Source organism: Pseudomonas sp. RHF3.3-3 (assembly GCF_048069595.1).
Classification (GTDB): domain Bacteria; phylum Pseudomonadota; class Gammaproteobacteria; order Pseudomonadales; family Pseudomonadaceae; genus Aquipseudomonas; species Aquipseudomonas fuscovaginae_B.
The window spans coordinates 6192610-6213869 of record NZ_CP182250.1 but is presented as its reverse complement, the minus strand read 5'-3'; the positions used below and the strand labels follow the sequence as shown (position 1 = coordinate 6213869).

General features: G+C 60.4%; 17 protein-coding genes and 1 pseudogene. All 18 read left to right on the top strand.

Features of this window, described 5'->3' with window-relative positions; translation table 11 throughout:
* Nucleotides 1-24: 24 nt before the first annotated feature.
* A pseudogene (locus tag ACMGT0_RS27335) lies at nt 25-1077 on the top strand (cache domain-containing protein); the annotation flags it as partial.
* A 135-nt stretch (nt 1078-1212) separates the two neighbouring features.
* Nucleotides 1213-1980 (top strand): methyl-accepting chemotaxis protein, encoded by a 768-nt coding sequence (locus ACMGT0_RS27330; protein ID WP_416773561.1) that lies wholly within the window; start codon nt 1213-1215, stop codon nt 1978-1980.
* An 889-nt stretch (nt 1981-2869) separates the two neighbouring features.
* Nucleotides 2870-4396, top strand: a complete 1527-nt coding sequence (locus tag ACMGT0_RS27325) for a B12-binding domain-containing radical SAM protein (RefSeq protein ID WP_054060608.1) — start codon at nt 2870-2872, stop codon at nt 4394-4396.
* Between the two features lie 3 nt (nt 4397-4399).
* Complete coding sequence (locus tag ACMGT0_RS27320) at nt 4400-5392, top strand: kinase (protein WP_054060609.1); 993 nt, start codon at nt 4400-4402, stop codon at nt 5390-5392.
* A gap of 2 nt (nt 5393-5394) precedes the next feature.
* Complete coding sequence (locus ACMGT0_RS27315) at nt 5395-6348, top strand: GDP-L-fucose synthase family protein (protein ID WP_054060610.1); 954 nt, start codon at nt 5395-5397, stop codon at nt 6346-6348.
* Nucleotides 6341-7174 (top strand): transketolase, encoded by an 834-nt coding sequence (locus ACMGT0_RS27310; protein ID WP_054060611.1) that lies wholly within the window; start codon nt 6341-6343, stop codon nt 7172-7174. Before ACMGT0_RS27315 ends, ACMGT0_RS27310 begins: the two co-directional genes overlap by 8 nt.
* Nucleotides 7171-8151, top strand: a complete 981-nt coding sequence (locus ACMGT0_RS27305) for a transketolase family protein (RefSeq protein ID WP_054060612.1) — start codon at nt 7171-7173, stop codon at nt 8149-8151. Before ACMGT0_RS27310 ends, ACMGT0_RS27305 begins: the two co-directional genes overlap by 4 nt.
* Nucleotides 8152-8188: 37 nt before the next feature.
* Nucleotides 8189-9358, top strand: coding sequence for a DegT/DnrJ/EryC1/StrS family aminotransferase (locus tag ACMGT0_RS27300; protein WP_204375752.1), 1170 nt, complete (start codon nt 8189-8191; stop codon nt 9356-9358).
* 3 nt (nt 9359-9361) lie between these two features.
* The gene (locus ACMGT0_RS27295) at nt 9362-10087 is read left to right on the top strand and encodes a sugar phosphate nucleotidyltransferase (protein WP_054060614.1); all 726 of its coding nucleotides are present in this window, start codon (nt 9362-9364) and stop codon (nt 10085-10087) included.
* Nucleotides 10088-10163: 76 nt separating this feature from the next.
* Complete coding sequence (locus ACMGT0_RS27290; RefSeq protein WP_054060615.1) at nt 10164-11102, top strand: NAD-dependent epimerase/dehydratase family protein; 939 nt, start codon at nt 10164-10166, stop codon at nt 11100-11102.
* 38 nt (nt 11103-11140) lie between these two features.
* Nucleotides 11141-11950, top strand: a complete 810-nt coding sequence (locus ACMGT0_RS27285) for an ABC transporter permease (protein WP_054060616.1) — start codon at nt 11141-11143, stop codon at nt 11948-11950.
* Between the two features lie 5 nt (nt 11951-11955).
* Nucleotides 11956-13278, top strand: a complete 1323-nt coding sequence (locus ACMGT0_RS27280) for an ABC transporter ATP-binding protein (protein WP_416770559.1) — start codon at nt 11956-11958, stop codon at nt 13276-13278.
* Nucleotides 13275-14828 (top strand): hypothetical protein, encoded by a 1554-nt coding sequence (locus ACMGT0_RS27275; RefSeq protein WP_416770558.1) that lies wholly within the window; start codon nt 13275-13277, stop codon nt 14826-14828. The genes ACMGT0_RS27280 and ACMGT0_RS27275 overlap by 4 nt, the downstream gene beginning before the upstream one ends.
* Complete coding sequence (locus ACMGT0_RS27270) at nt 14825-16579, top strand: hypothetical protein (RefSeq protein ID WP_416770557.1); 1755 nt, start codon at nt 14825-14827, stop codon at nt 16577-16579. Before ACMGT0_RS27275 ends, ACMGT0_RS27270 begins: the two co-directional genes overlap by 4 nt.
* Nucleotides 16576-18513 (top strand): hypothetical protein, encoded by a 1938-nt coding sequence (locus ACMGT0_RS27265; protein ID WP_416770555.1) that lies wholly within the window; start codon nt 16576-16578, stop codon nt 18511-18513. The genes ACMGT0_RS27270 and ACMGT0_RS27265 overlap by 4 nt, the downstream gene beginning before the upstream one ends.
* A 2-nt stretch (nt 18514-18515) precedes the next feature.
* Nucleotides 18516-19523, top strand: coding sequence for a hypothetical protein (locus ACMGT0_RS27260; protein ID WP_416770554.1), 1008 nt, complete (start codon nt 18516-18518; stop codon nt 19521-19523).
* Nucleotides 19524-19534: 11 nt separating this feature from the next.
* A complete protein-coding gene (locus ACMGT0_RS27255) occupies nt 19535-20461 on the top strand; it encodes a glycosyltransferase family 2 protein (RefSeq protein WP_054063358.1) in 927 nt (308 codons plus the stop codon).
* Between the two features lie 67 nt (nt 20462-20528).
* Nucleotides 20529-21179 carry an adenylyl-sulfate kinase gene (cysC, locus tag ACMGT0_RS27250; RefSeq protein ID WP_273824003.1) on the top strand — a complete coding sequence of 217 codons (651 nt, stop codon included), beginning with the start codon at nt 20529-20531 and terminating at the stop codon, nt 21177-21179.
* Nucleotides 21180-21260 lie beyond the last annotated feature (81 nt).

The window sequence follows — 21260 nt, the reverse complement described above, 5'->3', positions numbered from 1 at the left end:
GCTGTTTGCCTCTCACTTCCCCGGATGGTGGTCGTCGCAATGAAAATAAAAAACAAACTCGTCCTGGCCTTTGTGCTGGTCGCCTTCATCCCCGTGAGCCTGGTGGCGGTCATCTCGGTGGTGAATATCCGGACTGAGGCGGTCGATCAGTTCATTGATGGCAGCACCCGGGAAATACGCCAGATCGACGGCAATATCCGGCAATTCTTCGACGGCACGCAGCAGAACGTCGATCAGATGGCGACCGATCCTGTATACACCTCCGTTGACAGCCTCAAGCACTACGAGACCGCCGATGCGGCCAGCCGGCCCCTGCCTCCGGCGGCCAGGCAGGTCATCGATGCGTTTGCCCGTTATGGCGCGACGCACCCGGCGGCCGCGATTCTTTCCATTGGCCTGGAGGACGGCACCTACGCCAAATGGCCGGACGATCCGCAGCTGGCCAACTACGATCCGCGCGTACGTCCCTGGTACAAGGCGGCCATGGCCAGCCCCGGAAAGACCGTTCGTACCCCCGCCTATTACTATGACAAGGACGCCGTGGCACTGGTGGGCAGCGCCCGGGCGATGCTCGATGCTTCCGGCAAGCCCAAGGGGGTATTCGTCGTCAGTGTTTCGCTGAAGAACCTCACCGAACTGGTCAAGAGCATCAAGCTCGGCCAGAGCGGCTACGTGATGCTGATCGAGGACGGCACCGTACTGGTCGACCCGCGCGATGCTGCCCACGGCTTCAAGAAGCTCAAGGACCTCGGCGAGCCTTACGCCAAGCTGGCGGCTACCGGAGAGGGCTCCACCGAAGTGCAGATCGATGGGGTCAACTATATGGCCAACATCTGGACTTCGCCGGGCCTCGGCTGGCGCTATGTCGGCCTGATCCAATACGACGAAGTGATGGCGGGGGCGACCCGCATGACCTATGTCACGGCGCTGATCGTGGTGGTGCTGGCAGTGATTTTCGCCTTGCTGGCCGCAGCGTTCTCCAAGGTGATCGTCAAGCCGATCGGCCAGGTCAGTACCGGCTTGCAGTCGATTGCCGAGGGCGAGGGCGACCTGCGTCGTGATCTCGATGTTCAGGGCAAGGACGAAACCGCGGAGTTGGCCGGCTGGTTCAACAAGTTCCTGGCCGCCATTCGCCAGTTGATCCAGCGCATCGGCGCGGCCTCGACCAATCTGCAGGATGCCTCGCGGGTCAACAGTGAGGTGGCCAGCAACATGAACGAGGCTGCCGGTCGCCAGCGTGAGGCGGTGGAACTGGTGTCCACGGCCTTCAACGAGATGGTCGCCACCGCCAACGAAGTGGCCCGCTCGTGCAGCACCGCGGCCACCTCCGCCGAGAGCGGACATCAGCGTGTGGCGGAAGGCAAGCAGCAGATCGAGCAGACCACCGAGAACGTCAATCGCCTGGGGCGCCGCCTGACCGAGTCGTCCCAGGCCATGGTCGAACTGGAGGAGGGCAGCCGCAGCATCAACCAGATTCTGGGCACCATCCGCGCGATTGCCGAGCAGACCAACCTGCTGGCGCTGAACGCCGCGATCGAGGCTGCGCGGGCCGGTGACCAGGGGCGGGGTTTTGCGGTGGTGGCCGATGAAGTGCGGGCGCTGGCCAAGCGTACGTCGGATTCCACCGGCGAAATCGACCAGTTGCTCAACGCCCTGGGCAGCAAGACCCAGGAGGTTTCGCAGAAGATGGAAAGCTGCCTGGACCTGTCGCGAGCCAGCGTCTCTTCCATCGAGAGCGCGCGGGGCAGCTTCGAGGGTATCGAGCTGTCGGTCAACGAAATCCGCGACCAGAACCTGCAGATCTCGGCGGCGGCGGAGGAGCAGCACAGTGTCGCCGAGGAGATCAACCGGCATATCCAGCAGATCTACGATGAGGCACGGCTGGTCGAAAGCCTGGCCAATTCGGCGCAGGAAGACTCCGGTCGGCTGTCGCATCTGTCGGAGGAGTTGAATGGGTTGGTCGGGCGGTTCAAGTCGTAGAGGACATCGCCGGGGAGGGGGCAGCCTGATTCCCTCCCGGGTTCTGAACTTGAGGTAAGTCCAATCCCTGGTGTGACGCTATCCCGGATATACGGTTGTGAGCGTCGATGCTTTAAGGGGTGATGGTCTTCAGGCGAAAAGTCTTAAGGCAGTATCGCTCTCGTGGAATTTTGTCGAGAGGAATCATGTGGTTACAGTTGTTGTAAGCGATCTTTCCACACTCCCCGCGTTTATTCTGTAATCGCTCTTCTAAACAATAGTGAATGACCTGCCGTCTGTTTGAGAGTTTCAGTTTGAGGCTGTATGGGAACTATCAGGGATAACAACTAGCCGGCCTCTTTGGCTCTCCCTTGAGTCCCGGGGCAACTACGCCAATTGTCGCACAGCAACTGCGTAATATATGGGAGCTGCTTTTGCACTCTCTTGGGGCGGGATGCCGCATTTTGAGTCATGGTGACTTGAATCGATCAGTGATGCGAAGGGAGCGGCCTTCTTGTGTCCCTGGTTGGCTGTCCAAGGCAATGCGGGAAGATAGCGGGGGTTATTCGTGGCGAGGCTGCGAAGCGTCTCTGTGCAGCCATTTCCTACTTTTTGTATCAGCTTTAGACACATTCGGGCATCTTTCGTTAGTGTCTGAGTGCCAGTATTTATGCGGTGCAGGAGTAGTAAATTTTTTCCAGTGCTATTGCAGGGTATTTCAATAACCTTATCCTGGTCAAGGACTTAATAGTGTAAGAAAAGGGCGTTAGACTTCTTCGGAAATTGTGCTTTAATCGAGTGCTTTCATGCCGCTGGCATATGAGTCTCCCTGTGTTGCAATACTTGTGGGCGTCAGTTTGTTTTTCATGGCTTGGAGCCTTGGGCAGCAAGAAACGGAAGAAAAGCACCTATGGATGCACTATTTGTAACACCTGATTCTTCGGCAAAGGCCTATCAGGGGCTGGCAAGCGTATATTCCGCGATAGAGCCGCCGACGTGGTCGTTGCTGCTGGCCGAGTCCTGTCGCAGCAAGGGCTTCGAGGTCGGTATCCTGGACTGCGATGCCGAGAAGCTGAGCCTTGAACAGGCGGTTCTGCGTGTCGAGTCCCACCGGCCGAGGCTGGTGGTGTTCGTCGTCTACGGACAGAACCCCAACTCCGGCACGACCAGCATGATTGGCGCCCTCGAACTGGCCGCCGCGCTCAAGGAACAGTCGCCCCTGTTCAAGATCTGCTTCGTCGGCTCGCACATCAGCGCCTTGCCCAGAGAGGTTCTGTCACATTCCTGTGTCGATCTGGTGCTGCTCAACGAAGGCGTCTATGCCCTGCATTCGCTATTGGCGAGCAATCTGGGCGATGACCTGTCTTCGATCCGGGGAATCGGTTACAAGCAACGTGGTCCGGCGAACTTCCCCATGCCGGTGCTCAATCCGCCCGAGCGATTGGTTCCCCAGGAGCGCATGGACATCGACATGCCAGGGTATGCCTGGGACCTGTTGCCCTACAAGGAACGTCCCCTGGACCTCTACCGGGCGCATTTCTGGCACGCCGGTTTCGACCATGCCCAGCGTACGCCTTTCGCGGCGATCTATACGTCGCTGGGCTGCAACTTCGGTTGCAACTTCTGCATGATCAACATCGTCAACCGGACGGACAACTCGGAGTCCGCCGATGCCGCCAGCTTCCGTGGCATGCGCTTCTGGAGCCCGGCCTGGGTGATGCGCGAGATGGAAAAGCTGGCCAGGCTTGGCGTGCACACGTTGCGTATCAGCGACGAGATGTTCTTCCTCAACCGCAAATTCTACGAGCCGGTCCTGCGCCAGGTGATCGAACGCGAGTTCGATTTCAACATGTGGACCTACTCGCGCGTGGACACGGTACGTCGTGACGCCCTGGAGCTGTTCAAGCAGGCAGGGGTCAACTGGTTGGCGCTGGGGGTCGAGGCGGGCAACCAGATGGTTCGCCAGGAGGTGTCCAAGGGCTCCTTCAAGGAAGTCAACATTCGTGACGTCTGCGACGTGATCCGGCAGACCGACATCAATGTGATCAGCAATTTCATTTTCGGCTTTCCGGACGATACGTTGGAGACGATGCAGGAAACCCTGGATCTGGCCATCGAGTTGAACTGCGAAATGGCCAACATGTATCCCTGCCAGGCATTGCCGGGCAGCCCGATGAACCGGATCGCACGAGAGGAAGGCTGGAAGCTGCCCTCGAGTTATGAAGGGTATGCGTTTCTGTCCTATGAATGCGAGCCCTTGCCCACCAAGCACCTGTCGGCGGCACAGGTACTGAAGTTCAGGGATGAGGCCTGGCAGCGTTATTTCACCAATCCGACCTACCTGAATCTTGTCGAGCAGAAATTCGGGCCCACGCAGCGCCTGAATATCGAAGACATGACTCGGATCAAGTTGCGGCGGAAACTGCTGGGGGACTAGCCTGTGATCATAACGCGTACACCCTATCGTATTTCGTTCTTCGGCGGTGGCACCGATTATCCAGGCTGGTTTCGTGAGCAAGGGGGCTCGGTCATCTCCACCTCCATCGACAAGTATTGCTACATCAGCTGTCGTCACCTGCCACCGTTCTTCGACCACAAGTACCGGATCGTCTACTCGACGATCGAAAACGTGATGGAGCCGGAAGAAATCAAGCACCCCGCAGTACGTGCCGTATTGCGGCACATGGAGTGCGACCGTGGCCTGGAGATACACCATGATGGCGACCTGCCAGCGCGTTCCGGGCTAGGTTCAAGCTCATCGTTCACCGTGGGCCTGCTGCATGCGTTGAAGGCGCTCGATGGGAAACAGGTGTGCCAGGACTCCCTGGCGAAACTGGCCATTCATGTCGAGCAGGATGTCATCAAGGAAAGTGTCGGCTCGCAGGATCAGATCGCAGCAGCCTATGGTGGTTTCAATCGCATCGATTTTCTGCGTGATGGCAACTTCAAGGTATCTCCTGTCATCCTGCCCGAGTCGCGGCTGCGCCACCTGCAAAATCACCTCATGCTGTTCTTCACCGGATTTTCCCGGATTGCTGCGGAAATCGCACAATCGAAAATCCAGAACATATCCGTACGTCATAGCGAACTGACGCAAATCATGCAGATGGTCGACGAGTCCTTGTCGATCCTTCAGTCCAACAGTTCGCTGGACGAGTTCGGTGAGCTGCTGCATGAGGGCTGGAAGCTGAAGAAGGGCCTGTCTGACCGGGTCAGCAACCCCGACCTGGATGCGATCTATGAAGCCGCCCGATCAGCCGGCGCGACCGGTGGGAAGTTGCTGGGTGCGGGTGGGGGCGGTTTCATGCTGTTTTTTGTCAAGCCAGAGCTGCAGTGGCGGGTTCGCGAACGCTTGAAGGCTCTGATTCATGTGCCTTTCCAGTTCGAGAGTTCCGGTAGCCGGGTCGTTCTTTATCAGCCTAACGGACTTTAAGCATGTCACAGCGTCTCTCAAGGCACTCGCGAATCTACATCGCGGGGCACCGTGGAATGATTGGCTCGGCATTTGTCCGGCATTTCACCGCAGCCGGTTTCACCGATCTGCTCCTGCGTGGGCACGACCAGTTGGAACTCACCGACAAGTCGGCAGTCGATGCGTTTTTCGCCGAGCAGCGTCCCGAGATCGTCATTCTCGCGGCGGGCAAGGTGGGAGGTATTGTCGATAACGTCAATTATCCGGCCGACTTCATTACCCGTAACCTGGAAATCCAGGCCAATGTCATCCAGAGCGCCCACCGCCATGGTGTGCGGCGACTCGTGTTCTTCGGCTCGTCCTGCATGTACCCGCGTGAGTGTCCGCAGCCCATGGCTGAGGACGCGCTGTTGAGTGGAAAGCCGGAAATGACCAGCATCGCCTATGCGATGGCCAAGCTGGCCGGGGTTCATATGTGCCTGGCGTACAACCGGCAGTATGGCGAGCAGCGTTTCATTCCCGTGATTCCGAACAGCGTATACGGCGAGAACGACAACTTCGATCCCCAGTCCGGGCATGTGCTTTCGGCGTTGATCAGCCGCTTTCATGCCGCTCACAAGGCGCAGCAACCGCTGACCACGTTGTGGGGTACCGGCACGCCGCGGCGCGAATTCCTGTGTGCCGATGACCTGGCCGCCGCCTGTCATGTGCTGCTGGAAGCGGATCTTTCGACCGTCGAGCTGCCGATCAATATCGGCTCGGGGCATGACCTGTCCATCCGGGAGTTGGCCCAACTGATCGCGACTGTCGTCGGCTACCGCGGCGAGATCGCCTGGGACACCCAGCGACCGGATGGCACTCTGCGCAAGTTGCTGGACAGCTCGCGCATCCTTGAACTGGGTTGGCAGCCGTCGATCTCCCTGGAGGCGGGCATCCGCCGAACCTATGCATCTTTTCTGGAGAGCAGCCATGCATGAACCTGAACCTGTGCTCGCCACTTACCTGGAAGAGAAGGCGCATTGGGTCTGGCGGGAGACCTTGAAGATCCACCGGCATACGCCGGAGACCCGGGTCGCCTCGTCGTTATCGCCCATCGAGATTTTCGTGGTGCTCTACTACGGTGGTTTCCTGCGGCAGAATCCGGCCGATCCCCTCTGGCCAGGGCGTGACCGTTGCATCATCAGCAAGGGCCATGGTTCGTTGTGCATGTACCCGATTCTTGCCGACCTCGGCTATTTCCCCGCCGATGAGCTGGAGCGTGTGTGCCAGGAGGGCAGTTTCCTCGGCGGAATCCCCGACCCGGTGATTCCCGGCTATGAAACGGTCAATGGTTCTCTGGGGCACGGCGTCGGTGTCGGTGCCGGCATGGCCCTGGGCCTGAAACGGCGTGGCCGTGACCAGCAGGTCCATGTGGTCACCGGCGATGGTGAATTGCATGAGGGCTCGAACTGGGAGGCCTTCATGTTTGCTGCGCAGCATCAGCTGGATAACCTCACGGTGATTGTCGACAACAACCAGATCAGCATGCTCGGCCCCACCGACAGCATCGTTTCCCATCGTGACCTGCATGCCAAGTTCACCGCATTCGGCTGGCAGGTTCAGGTCGTGGAGGATGGCCATTCTCCGCAGGCCATTGCCGCTGCGCTGAGTGCCAGCCGAGCCTCCGGCGAGCCGCAACCCCGGGCGATCATCGTCAATACCCGCAAGGGGCATCGGGTGCCGGGCCTGGAAAACGCGCCGTTGTCGCACATCACCCCGATTGCGCCGCAGTTGATTGATGAGTTGCTGGGAGTCGAATCATGAGTGACACGCTGCAGTCGATAAAGCCACGGGCGATGCGTGACACGCTGCTGGCGTCCATCGTCGAGGCCATGGAGGCCGATGACGACATTTTCTTTGCCACCGCCGACTTCGGTTCGCCGGTGCTCGACCAGATCCGCGAGCGTTATCCACAACGGTTCGTCAATGTCGGGATCGCCGAGCAGAACCTGATCAATGTCTCGGCGGGGCTGGCTCTCGAAGGGTTCAAGGTGTTCGCGTATGCGATTGCACCCTTCATCACCATGCGCTGCTTCGAGCAGATTCGCGTGAACCTGGCGCTGCTTTCCACCGTGCGGCCCATGAACGTGAACCTGATCGGGGTGGGGGCCGGCTACAGCTATGTGGTCTCCGGTCCGACTCATCAGTGTTACGAGGACCTCACACTGATGCGCAGTCTGCCGAACATGCAGGTGCTTTCGCCGGCCGACCAGGTGACGTCGGCCGCACTGGCCTCCCGCTGCCTGGAGCGTCCGGGGATCAAGTACCTGCGTCTGGATGCCCAGGTCCTGCCGGTGGTCTACACACAGGGCGCGCCGGATCTCGCACGTGGTTTCCAGGTTCATGGTGACGGTGACGCGCTTTGTCTGGTCTCCACCGGATACATGACACAGACCGCTCTCAAGGCCGCCGAGCGCCTGGCGAGCGATGGGCTGCGCGTCACCGTGGTCGACCTGTTCGACCTCAGCGGTTTTGATGAGCAGGCGCTGATTACCCTGTTCGCCAGATTTCGTGGTGTCGTTTCACTGGAAGAGGGGTTCGAGGGGCGTGGTGGCCTGGACGCCCTGCTCTTCAATCTGCTGGCTCGGCGCCTGCCCGAAACTCGCCTGTTCAACGTGGGCGTGGCTCCCCAGTACCGGTTCGAGCTGGGTGAGCGGACCGCGCTGCACGAGCAGGTCGGTATCGGGGTCGATGCAGTGACCCACAAGGTCCGCGATTTTCACGCTTCACTCTCTCTTTGATTCCATGCCCAGTAGCAAGACGGAGCAATCTTCGATCATGAAATACCCCTTGATGCGCAACAACATCCTGCGTGAAGACCTGGACGCGGTCATCGAACATCTGCGCCAGGATGATCCCAAGCTCACCCATGGCGAGCATGTGAAAGCCTTCGAAGCGGAGTGGTCGCAGTGGCTTGGGGTCAAGTACAGTGTTTTCGTCAACTCGGGGGCCTCGTCGAACCTGTTGACCATGGCCTTGCTGAAATTGCGCTATCCACAGGGCGGCGAGGTGATCGTGCCATCCCTGACCTGGGTATCGGATATCGCCAGCGTCCTGCAGAACGGTTTTACCCCGGTTTTCACCGATATCGATCCGCGTACCCTGTCCATGGACCCCAGGCAGATCCTCGACAAGCTGAGCGAGCATACCCGGGCGGTGTTCCTGACCCATGTCCAGGGCTTCGATGGCATCGATGACGAGGTGCTGGCGGAACTGGATCGCCGGGGTATTCCGCTGATCGAGGACGTGTGCGAGTCGCACGGTGCCGAACACGCCGGACGGCGCTTGGGCAGCATCGGCTGGGTGTCGAACTTCTCTTTCTACTATGCCCACCACATGAGCACTATCGAGGGCGGGATGATCTGCACCAATGACCCGCTCGTCTATCAGCAGGCCCGCATGCTGCGTTCCCATGGCATGGTGCGCGAGGCCAATGATCCGCAGACCCAGGCCGAGTACCGGGCTGCCAACCCCGAGCTCAATCCCGACTTCATCTTCGCGTTTCCCGCCTTCAACACCCGTAACACCGAGATCGGCGGAATTCTCGGGCGCAAGCAACTCAAGCGCCTGTCGGCCAACGTCGAGCGCCGCACGCAGAACCTGCATCGCTTCCTCAGCCAGATCGATCCGCGCAAGTACCGTACCGATTTCAAGTTGGAAGGTTCGAGCAACTACGCGTTCAACCTGGTCCTGCGCGAGCCCGATGACGAGTTGGTCGAGCGGCTCATGGTCCACATGCGCGAGGGCGGCATCGAGTTTCGCCGTGGCAGTGCCGGTGGCGGTAACCAGCTGCGCCAGCCATACCTGAAAGGGATCGTGCCGGACGGCTACTATCGCGAGTTCCCCGAGACCGAACACATCCATTTCTACGGCTTCTACATCGGCAACTTCCCGGATCTGCGTGATGAGGAAATCGATGAGTTGTGCCGCTATCTCAATGATGTCTAAGCCATGACGGTCCGTACCGCGATTATCCTCGCCGGGGGACTGGGTACCCGGCTGCGCAGCGTCGTCTCCAGCGTTCCCAAACCGATGGCACCGATCAATGGCCGGCCGTTTCTGGAGTACCTGCTCGATTACTGGATCGAGCAGGGCATCTCGCGCTTCATTCTGTCGGTGGGGTACCAGTGCACGGTCATCACCGAGCACTTTGGCGGGCGCTATCGTTCTGCCGAAGTAGAGTATGCGATCGAGCACGAGCGCCTGGGGACCGGCGGTGGCCTGTTGTTGGCGGCGGCGATGCTCAAGGATGAAGACGCGTTCGTGCTGCTCAACGGCGATACGTTCTTTGCCGTCGAGCTCGCGGCACTCGACCGTTTTGCCCGCAAGGCCGGTTCGGACTGGGCGCTGTCGCTGTTCCGGGCCGAGGAGGCGAACCGCTACATGGGCCTGGAACTGACCGATGAGCAGCGGATTCTCTCGCTGGCATCGCAGCGCGGGTTGCCGGGTTGTCTCGCCAACGGTGGCGTCTACTGGGTACGCCGGGACAGCCTGGCCAGTTCGCCGTTCGTGGCCGGCAACAGCGTGTCGCTGGAGGATGAGCTCTTGCCGACATTGTTGGCGCGCGGGGCCTGCCTGTCCGGGTTCGCCGCCGAGGGTTCGTTCATCGATATCGGCATTCCCCATGATTACCAGCGTGCCGGGCAGGTGCTGAACACGTCGGAGCTGCGCGGTTGATGCTCCCGGGGATGATGGCCGCCCAGGGTTGCCACGGCATTTACATTTCTTACTCACTCGAAAAAGGAAGCAGACGATGAGTCTCAATATTCTCGTGACCGGCGGAGCCGGCTATCTGGGGTCCACGCTGGTCCCCGCGCTGTTGGCGGCTGGGCACAAGGTCACGGTACTGGATAACTTTCTGTTCAAGCAGGCCAGCCTGAACCATGTATGCCACGACCCCAACTTCACGGTGGTGAGGGGCGATATTCGACTGGAGAGCGTCATGGCCCCCCTGTTGAGCAAGGCCGATGTGGTCATCCCCCTGGCCGCTCTGGTGGGGGCGCCGATCTGCAATGCGGACCCGGTGGGAGCCTCGAGTATCAACCACGACGCGATCAAGTTGATGCTGCGCCTGATGTCGCCGCAACAGCTCGTGCTCATGCCGACCACCAACAGCGCGTATGGCACCGGCGATGCCGACAACTTCTGCAACGAGGACTCCCCGTTGCGGCCGATTTCCCAGTACGCCAAGGAAAAGGTCGAGGTCGAAAAGCACCTGATGCAACGTGAGAACGCCATCAGCTTCCGCCTGGCAACCGTCTTCGGCATGTCGCCACGCATGCGCACGGACCTTCTGGTCAACGACTTCACCTATCGTGCGGTGTATGACCGATTCGTCGTGTTGTTCGAGAGTTCGTTCAAGCGTAACTACATCCATGTGCGGGATGTCGCGCGAGTCTTTCTGCATGGCCTGGAGAACTTCTCGTCGATGAAGGGCGAGGTCTATAACGTCGGCCTGTCGGACGCGAACATCTCCAAGCGCGAGCTGTGCGAGCGGATTCAGGCACATATTCCTGATTTCGTGTTTCTCGAAGCGCCCGTCGGCAAGGATCAGGACCAGCGCAACTACGTGGTTTCCAATGCCAAGGTGGAGGCAACCGGCTTTTGTCCCATCATGTCGCTGGATGACGGCATCCGTGACCTGATCAAGGGCTTCACCATGATCAAGAACTCTGTCTACGGTAACGTCTGACCCTGTCGCTCTCCCTGGTTGAATGAAAGGATCGTCATTTGCTCAAGAACCCTTCGCGGCAACACCTGGTACGCAATGTGATTCGCCATCGTTCCATGATCCAGGCGCTGGCGGTCCGCGATCTGCAGAACCGTTATGCGGGAACCCTGGGCGGGATGGTGTGGACCTTCATGCATCCGCTCGCTGTCGTGGTGGTGTTCTATTTCGTCTTCGCGGTGGGCTTTCGTGCCCAGGGGCCGGTAGGGACTCCCTTCGTCCTCTGGTTCGTCTGTGGTCTGGTGCCGTGGTTCTTCTTCAGTGAAGCGCTGCAGGCCATTACCCACTCGATCACCCGTAACGATCACCTGGTGAAGAAGACCGTCTTTCCGACGGAGGTCCTGCCGGTGGTACACCTGGTGTCCGGGCTGGTCCCCCATGGGGTGTTCCTGCTGGTGTTGGCGGGCATGATGCTGTTCTATGACGTGACGTTCCTTTGGCAGCGCCTGCTGTTCGTCTATTTCCTGCTCTGCATGAGTGTCCTGCTGTTGGGGCTGGGCTGGTTGCTGGCGGCCTTGCAGGTGTTCTATCGGGATATCGGCCAGGCGCTGACGATCCTGCTCAACCTGTGGTTCTGGAGTACCCCGATCGTCTGGTCGCTGGAGATCATGCCTCCCGCCATCCGCGAGTGGGCGGTCTATAACCCGATCTACTACATCATCCAGGGCTATCGTGGGCTGTTGATCTTTCCAACGGTTTCCTGGCCGCCGATGAGCCAGACACTGGTTTTCTGGGGTGTGAGCCTCAGCCTGTTTTTCCTTGGCTCAGCCATTTTTCGCCGGCTGAAGCCGGAATTCGCGGATGTTCTCTAAACGCCATGCCGAACGATATCGCCCTCTCCGTGACGGATGTCTCGAAGAAATTCAGGTTGTTCGCTTCACCCCGCGAGCGTCTTGTCGAGGCGCTGCATCCGTTGCGCAAGCAGTATCATCGGGAGTTCTGGGCACTGCGCGGGGTTTCCTTCGACGTGATGAAGGGGGAGATCATCGGCGTGCTCGGGCGCAACGGCTCGGGCAAGTCGACGCTGTTGCAGATCATTTGCGAGGTGATGCAGGCGACCACCGGCAGTGTCCAGGTCAATGGCAAGATCTCTGCCCTGCTGGAGCTGGGGGCGGGGTTCAACCCGGAGTTCAGTGGACGCGAGAACGTGATTCTCAATGGCGCCATCATGGGGTTTTCCCGGAGCGAGATGATCGCAAGGATGCCCGCCATCGAGGCTTTCGCCGAGATTGGCGAACACTTCGACCAGTCGGTGAAAACCTACTCGTCCGGGATGTTCGTCAGGGTCGCCTTTGCGGCGGCGATTCATGTCGAGCCGGAGATTCTGGTGGTTGACGAGGCCCTGAGTGTCGGCGATGCGAAGTTTCAGCATCGCTGTTTCCAGCGCATTCGCGAGTTTGTCGAGCAGGGCAAGACCATTCTGTTCGTGTCCCACAGTGTCGACACGATGCTGCGCTTGTGCAGGCGCGGGCTGGTGATCGACCACGGGAACCTGTGTTACGACGGTCCGATTGCGAGTGCGGTGAACGTGTACCAGAACCTGTTGTTCGGGACACAGGCAGTAGAACCGCCGACTGCCGGTGAGCAGGAATCGTCCCATGCCGAGCAGGCCCGGCTGCTGGGCAGCGGGCGTGCGGATGTCGTCGCTGGCCGGCCTTTCTACAACGACCATGAGACGCGTCTGGGCAGTGGCCAGGTGCAGGTCATCGATATCGAGATTCTCGCCGATGGGCGTTGCGATCCGCCCCGGATTCCGGCGAATCAGCCTGTGCAATTGCTGGTCAAGTTGCTGTTCCATGAAGCGCTGGAAGGGGTTTCGGTCGGCTTTGGCATCGTTTCGCTCGACGGTACCTATGTTTTTGGAACCAACCTGCACATGCAGGGCGCGCCGTTGCTGTCGGCGGGTGCCGGTGAGTGCCTGGTGATCAGGTTCGATTGGCAGGCCCGCCTGGTCGGCGGCGAGTATTTCCTGAATGTCGGCTGCTCGCAGATCACCGCCGAGTCCGACCGTTTCCTGGACGTGCGGCGTTCGGTGAGCCGGCTCACCTTTGCCGACACACCGGGCATTACCGGTTTTGTCGATTTGCAGGTCAAGCACGAAGTCTTGTCGTCGTCCGGCATGGAGGAGGCCCGCTCATGAGTTTGAAGCGACCTCTTGTTCTCGGTTATCCGAGAAGCGGTTTCACATTGTTGCTCAGTGTCATCGCGGAAATACGCCGCGTGACCGGGCTCAGCGATCCCGCACCGGGTGGCGCGTTCCTCCAGGCATTCTGTCAAACGGTGGGGGAGCAGGTCGCGCTGCGCATACAGGACGTTTTCGAGCGGCGGGGATTGGCCCAGGCGCTGATCTACAACAACAACTTCAGGTACCTGCCAGGAGGGCCGAAGTGGGTGAAGGGCGATGCCCCGCGGACCGCCTGTTTTCGCAAGTACATCGGCGTCAGGGGGGCGGGGGATTTCACCCTGATCACTTCGCACCCGGTGGAGATCCTGTCCGTCTATGGAACGGCCCACTCCCATGTGGGGCCGGATATCTGGCCGACCCACCCGGCCTTCAGCGAGCACCAGCGCTTTGCATCCATGCGGCACCCTGCCGGAACTGTGTCGTCGGCCTGCTTTTCGTTCAATGCCCTGGCCAGCGAGTACATTCAGCGCTTCATTCCCCCCGAACAGGATAACGACGAGCTGCGCCAGCGCATCGCCCTGTACAAACTCTCCGACCTGAATTTCTTCGAAGCCCTGGCTGGCCCGCTGCAAGCCTATCTGCGGGTTTTCGAGGACTACGCCAGCGCGTATCACATCATGCGCTGGGAGGATCTCATCCAGGCGCCGGTGCCGACCATCCTGGGGCTGGCCGAAGCCCAAGGGGTTTTCCTGGATGCGCAGCAGGCGGCCGAGATCTGGCAACGTATCGACCATGTCAACCTGACCGGTGCGCATCGGCACAACCTGCGGCGAGGGCAGGGAATCGTCGGTGGTTGGCGGAACTGGCTGACCAATACCCACCTGGATATCCTGCGTGACCACGGTCTGGAGCGCATGGGGCAACGTTACGGCTACGGCGTTTTCGAGGCGCTCGACGAGAGCGCCTACACACCGTTCCAGCGCGAGCTGGCAGGGTTGCTGGAGCGGCGCGAGATCTTTCGTGACTATGGCGACGAGGACCTGTTCGGCTTTGCGTTCAACAAGTCGAACCTGGATCTCGAGCGTTTTGCATTCAAGCGTTATGCGTGGAAAAGACATACCCAGATCGAGCGCTCGACCTGTTCGGACGATGAGCTGGTGGCGCAGGTCTCCGCTTGTGCCGAGGAGACTTGCGAGGTCATCAACGCCGCGCTGGCCTGCTGGCTCGACAACGGCCTGCCGCAGGCCGGTGTCAGCGAGCGGGTGGAACGGGTGATCCGTGCGCTCGAGCCGCTGCATCTCGAGACGCAGGTGCTCGATGGCTATCGTGAGCAACTGTTGGCGGCGGGAGACGCTCAGTGCGCGGCCGGGCCCTCGGCCGCCGCGGGCACGCCGGTGTTGCTCGAAAGTTTCGGAACCACAAACATCGTCGCCTATGCCGGTCGCTACTACGGTGTACCGCAGGCATTGGGCGCACTGGATTTCAGCAGCGATATCGGGCATTTGCCGGGTATCCAGGTCGACGAGCGACTGGCGGACCTGCTTGTACGGATTAGACATTCATGAACAACCTGCAATTTTGCGCGCCGCGGCTTGATGCGTTCCTGGAGCTGCTGGAACCGTCATGGTCGAACCAGGACCTGGTCGTCCGGCTGATCGGAGACAATACCCTGGCCCGGGACCTGGCGGAGGCCGCGCAGGCCCGAGGGGTCGGGCTGTTGCGCGAGTTGCCCCGGGAGGATGAGGTAGCCGCTGGTGCGCAGTGGATCATCTTCACGGAAGAGGACGGTGCGCGCCTGGCAGACCAATTGCTGGCCTGTGTCGGTTTGAGCGACGTTTCACTGCTGGCCCCGATCACCGATCATCATTTCAGCCGCCGGCCGCTGTTCCTGGTTTCCATTCCCAAGTCGGGGACTCACCTGCTCTATGAGCTGGCACGGGCCCTGGGTTATCAGGAAGGCGTGGTGCTGCCGGAGTTTCCCAAGCCGCAAACCTGGTACTGCGTCGAATACAGCAACTCGCATACGGTAGCGGCCGATTTCTTTGTCGACAGCGTGCGGCGTTCCAGTTTCGGAAATCGCCATCATGCGTTCCTGTCTTCGCCGGCATTGTTCATGTACCGCCACCCGCTGGATATCCTGGTGTCCGAGGCCAACTACTATGAGCGTGAAGGCAAGACCACCTTTGCGGGCTGGCTGAGTGGTCTCGATGTGGCTGGGCGGATCAGCCGCCTGCTGGACGACAACTGGCTGCTGGGTTCCTTGCGGCAGCGCATTGGCGGTTTCCTGCCCTGGCTGGACTTTCCCAATGTCGCTTCGCTGTCCTTCGAGGAACTGATTGGTGCGGCCGGTGGCGGGCGGGAGGCGGATCAACTGCGCCTGATCTGGTCCATCCTGCTCAAGCTCCAGGCTCCGGGCTCGCCGGTGGCCATTGCCGCGAAGCTGTTCAACCGTGACTCCGCCACATTCCGTTCGGGGCAGATCGGTGGCTTCCGGCAGGCAATGGCTGCGGCGGATATCGCCCGTTTCGTCGAGCATAACCAGGACTTGCTGAGCACCCTGGGATACCCCCTCGACGGCAGCATCGATTTGCCGGCCAACCGGCGCGGACGCCAGGCTTCGCCACTGCGTTATGCGACCGAGACATTCGATGAGACACCCATCCTGCTGGAGGGCGATTTTTTCAGCTGCAATCTGGTGCGTTTCAGGAGGCGCCTGTACGCACTGCCTCTGCAGGTCGGGGCTGTTGACCTGCGTGCCTGCTCCGAAGCGCAACTGGCAGCCTTGCCTTCGGCAACGTCGATCGGCGAACTCAAGGCCCTGCTGCTGCTGGGGAGGAGTGCGGTCGAGGAGCGCCAGGTCGTCCTCCAGGAGGTATCCCGTCTCCTGGTTGGGCGCTCTGCCGAACCGGAGGAGGGGCCTTCGCTGGTGACGACATATAACGGCTTCAATGTGTTCAGGATCCAGCAACGTTTCATAGGGCTACGCCAGGCGGCCGGTCCCATGGATCTTTCCGGCAGCTTGCAAACCCTGCTCAAGCGTTATCCGACCAGCGACCTGCTGATCGCCAGAACACTGGATGAGCTGGCCGAGCATATCGATGGCTTGTCCATGGTGATGCGTGGGTATGACACCCGGAATGAGGGCGAATCTGACCTGCACGGACAATTACAGGATGCCAATCGCGAACTGGCGTACCAGTTGGAGCGGGCCAACGCACGTATAGACAGCATGGAACAGATGTTGCACCACTTGAGCCAGCCCTGGTGGCAGCGCCTGTGGAGTCGGATCACCAGCAAGCCAGGAGGGCAATCATGAATCAATTGGCAGTGGCCGTTCCCTGGAATCAGAGCCACTACATTCCCTGGCGTGGGTGCCACCCGTTGTATCGGGCGCTGTTCGAGTCGATGCCTGAGGGAGTGAGCATCAACGCCTGGGATAACGTTGCCTTGCGGCATCTGCTGGAGCGATCCGAGCCTTTGCGTCAGCGGCTGCTGGCGGCGCTGGCGAGTCAGTCCGGCAATCAGTGGCCGGAACCCTGCTCGAGTTGTTTCGGACCTGAAAACCGCCTGCTGACGCAGGCGTTGCCGGGCGCTATCGAATTCTTTCACTCCATTGCGTTTCCCAGCCTGACCCGGCCCTTTGTGCTGCATTGCGAGTCCTTGCGTGGCCTGTTTGCACCGTGGGCAACAGCGCAAGCCAGCATCGGCGAGCAGTTGCCGCGCATTCGCGAGCATTACCGTGCATTGCTGGGAGGCCCCTGGTGTCTGGGGGTTTTCTCGGCACAGGCGGATACCCTCGTGGCGCTGAACGATTTCCTTGGGTTGCCGCAGTTGCAGTCCCGGTTGTTCACGTCCCGCCTCGGTTTACCGGTCTCCGCGGTTCAGGCTCGTGGGCGGCTTCCCGATAAGCCGTCGCTTGCCCGTCCACGGTTCCTGTTCGTATCGGTCCCGGACCATGAGAGCGACTTTTTCAGCTGTGGTGGGCATCGTGTCCTGCGCTTCTGGAAGGCATTCTGCGCCGCTGGCCACAATGGCCTGCTCAGCATGGCCTGTGAGCGCCCTGACGCCCAGGCCCTGGTCGCCGCAGGCGTGGACCTGGCCTTTGTCGAGCAGCAGACCGGTCGCAGCATTCTGTGGGCCAGCCCTGCCCAGGCCGATGTCGAAGCCTTGATGGCGGGGTCGCATGTGCTGCTGCAACCGGCCGATGTGTTGTGTCCGTTCGAAATTCTCCAGGCCATGAGCCTGGGCTGCGTGCCCGTGGTTTCGGCGCTTCGCGGGGTTGGCACGTACTTGCAGGATGGCCAGGGCGGTCTGATCGTCGGTACCGAGCCCGAGATAACCGATCCCTGGCTGCTTCCGGTGCGCCAGGAGCATGAGCAAGCCTTGCTTGTCGATGAATTGCTGGCGCGTATTCCTGGCTTGCTGCAGCCGCAGACTTACCTGGCGTTGCAGGAGCAGGGCCATCGGAGAGCGGTGACGGAGTTCTCCGGGCAGGCGTTTGCCGGGACGTTCTGGGCACAGGTCCGTCAGCTTCACGTGGACAGTTCCACGCCTGCTCCCTCAGCGAACGGCCCGGGTGTGCCGCTCGTGGACGGGGGGCTGCTGGACATGACCGGTTTACGGCGGGCGTTCAGCCAGGATGCCCGCCCGCGGATGCGGATCAATACCGGAGAGCGCAGTGTCTGGTCCGTGGGTGGCTGTTTCGTGCTCGTGGAGGGCAACTCTTCCCTGCATGCCCACGATTGCTCGGTATTGGCTCAATACACCCGCACTCAGGCGCGGCCCGCGATATGGGCCAACAGCCTGCTCGAACTGGCGGGAGCCTATCTGCCGCAGGAAGGAAGGGTGGATCAGCCCGAACCGTCGGCGCTGGTGAAACTGTTGTCGAGATGGCTGATGCCTTTCCCCTGGCTGCACAGCCAATGCTCGCAATGGCTGCGTCGCTATCGTCGTGCGCGGCAGCCGCAAGCGAGCCGCACCCCGAGCCCGCCAGTGGGGGCGGCAGAGCAGCCACACCTGGTCGTGGAAGGTTTCCATGGCTACAACATCATCCGCTATGGAAAGCGTTTTTACGCCATCCTGCAAAGCGATGGGGCATTCGAGCCCAAGCATCTGGAGACTTCGCACTCCGGCCGCTACCACAGTGACGTGGATTTGCAGGCTGTCGAGCAACTGGTCATTGCGAGCCTGGCGGGCGGCGTGGACAACGACACGCTTGCGAATCAATCGTCCGTGGCGCACAGGAGGTGAACATGACGCTATCTCATGCAAGGCCAGCGGTTCATCTCTGGGTCTATAACCATTCGTTCTACGGTATCAGCGACCAGGTCGATTTCCTGGTGATGGCGCTGCAGCAGCAGGGTTACCCGGTCAGTGTGGGCAAGCGTCCGAGCGACAGTCGCTTGAATATCGTCATCGAAAACTTCTCCGAGAGCACCCGGGACACGCTCATCGATTTCTGCGAGTCCCGTGGCAAGCGGGTGGCGGTCATCATGACCGAGCACCTCGACTTCGTGGACGACCAGATACTGATCCACGGCGACCCGCTCTGGAACAACAACGACTACATGCACCCGGCGGTGCAGGTGGCGCGCATCCAGCACCTGTTCGAGTGCCTGCCTCATATCTGCGCGTTCCTGATGCTGGGAGACTTGCCGGAATTGATCAACATGGACAAGTTGCTGCCCGGCGTCCCCGTGCGGGCCATCGGTTTCCCCTCGCTGCCGAAAGTCGCTCCCGATCCCGGCGACTCTACGCAAAGCGATCTGTTGTTCACGGGGGCCGTCACCGAATACCGCGGGCGCATGCTCGACAGATTGCGTGGTGAGGGTTTCTCGATCGCGTGCCCGGAGCGTTTCGTTTCCCGTGGGCAACGCGATGCCCTGAACCGTTCGGCACGGCTGGTGCTCAATATCCCCCAGCGCCTGGATTGGCGCTGGTTGTCGCTGATGCGCATCATTGCCGCCCTCCGGGTGGGGAAGGTGACCGTTTCGCTGGGCACGGCCGACACCTCGCAGATCGCCGCCTGCTGCCCTCAGATCAACCTGGAACACACCGATTGGCTCGACGTATTGCGTGGCCATGTCGAAGGCAAGGATGCCCTGTATGTGCGCATGCATGCGGAGTATGAAGCCATGGCGGCAAGGTTCATGCTGAAACACCCGTTTCCGCATGATCTTTTCGATTACTGGCAAATGATCGATCGCGTGCCTTATTCCGGAAATGGAGGTGAAAGATGGACGCAGAGTTATCCACAATGAGGCGTACCGTCATGCCTGCCAGCGCTAGGTCCTGCGTACCCGACACACAGGAGCAGGAGCCGCTGATTTCCCTGCTGCTGCCGACTCGTGGACGCCCGGAACTGGTCGAACGTTTTTTCGCCAGCGTGGTTGCCACGGCAGAATGCCTGTCCGCCGTGGAGGTGATCCTGTATGTGGACGACGATGACCCCGGTAGCCATGACCTGCATTGCGACGCGGTGCATACGGTGCGGCTCATCGGGCCCAACCAGTCCATGGGGGCCTATAACACCGCCTGCCTGCGCGCCTCGCGGGGGCAGATCATCGTGTTGGTCAACGATGACATGGTCATGCGTACGCCCGGTTGGGACCGCGAGCTCAGGGCCCTGGATCGGCGTTTCGCCGACCGGGTGTATCTCGGCTACTGCAACGACCTGCTGAAGAAGGGCGGCCTGGCCACGTTCCCCATCCTGTCACGCAGCACCTGCGAATTGCTGGTCGACCCTTACCCGGCCGCCTATGCCGGCGCGTTCATCGATTTCCATCTGTTCGACATTTTCAAGCGTATCCAGCATGAGGGGTTCGATCGCATCGTCTATCTGGACGACGTGGTCTTCGAGCACCTGCACTATCGGACGGGCAAGGCTGACTTTGACGAAACCTACAGCAAGCGTGGGCGTTTCAAGGATGACCCCATTTTCATCACCCTGGGTGACAATCGTCGTGATGCCGCCAGGCGTGTCGTCCGGGCGTTGCGCGGCGAGTCCGTGGGCGAGGCGGTACTCAGTGGCGCCTCGGGTGATGGGCCGGCGAAGGAGCGGGGTGCCTTGTTCTTTTACTTCAGGCGGATCTTTCTTGACCGGCAGCTACCCTTGCGTTGGCGCACCTATCTGTGGATCTGGTTCACCCTGCGCCACTCGGCAGCCCATGGCCTGTTGAAACCCTTTGTCAAAGGGTGAGTCTTTGGAATCCGCCACGAACAGGTGCTGTGTAAACCTGTCGTTTTCAACGCTGGAGAAGCAACTGATGAGCAGTGATGAAACCAGGCACCTGCCCGAGCCGGTGGAGCGCGATCTGCACTGGCAGTCGATCGAGATCGACAAGAGCGCACATGCCGCCCTCATGGGGCAGAAACCCGTTGTCCTGTGGTTTACCGGGCTGTCGGCCGCCGGCAAGACCACCGTCGCCAATCTGGTGGAAAAGCGTCTTCACGCGTTGGGGCGCCACAGTTATCTGCTCGATGGCGACAACGTACGGCAGGGGCTGAATGCCGACCTGGGGTTCAGTGATGAGGACCGTGCGGAGAATATCCGCCGTGTTGCGCATGTCGCGAAGCTGATGGTGGATGCCGGGTTGATCACCCTGGTGTCGTTCATCTCGCCTTTTCGGGCCGAGCGGGCGATGGCACGGGGCTTGTTCGAGGAGCACGAGTTCTACGAGATATTCATCGACACACCGTTGGCGGTCGCCGAAGAGCGCGATCCCAAGGGGCTGTACAAGAAGGCGCGCAGTGGCCAGCTCAAGAACTTCACCGGCATCGACTCGGTCTACGAGGTCCCGCAAGCCCCGGACATTCATATTGAAACGGTGCGCATGAGCGCCCAGCAAGCCGCTACTCATGTGGTGGATCATCTGATCCGCCAGGGATGCCTTGCTTCCAGCCACGCTGTTGCCTAGCTGTTGTCTCATACGCCGAATACGAAAACGCCGCGATCAACGCGGCGTTTTCGTTCTGCATGACGTGTGGCGGGTCCCACG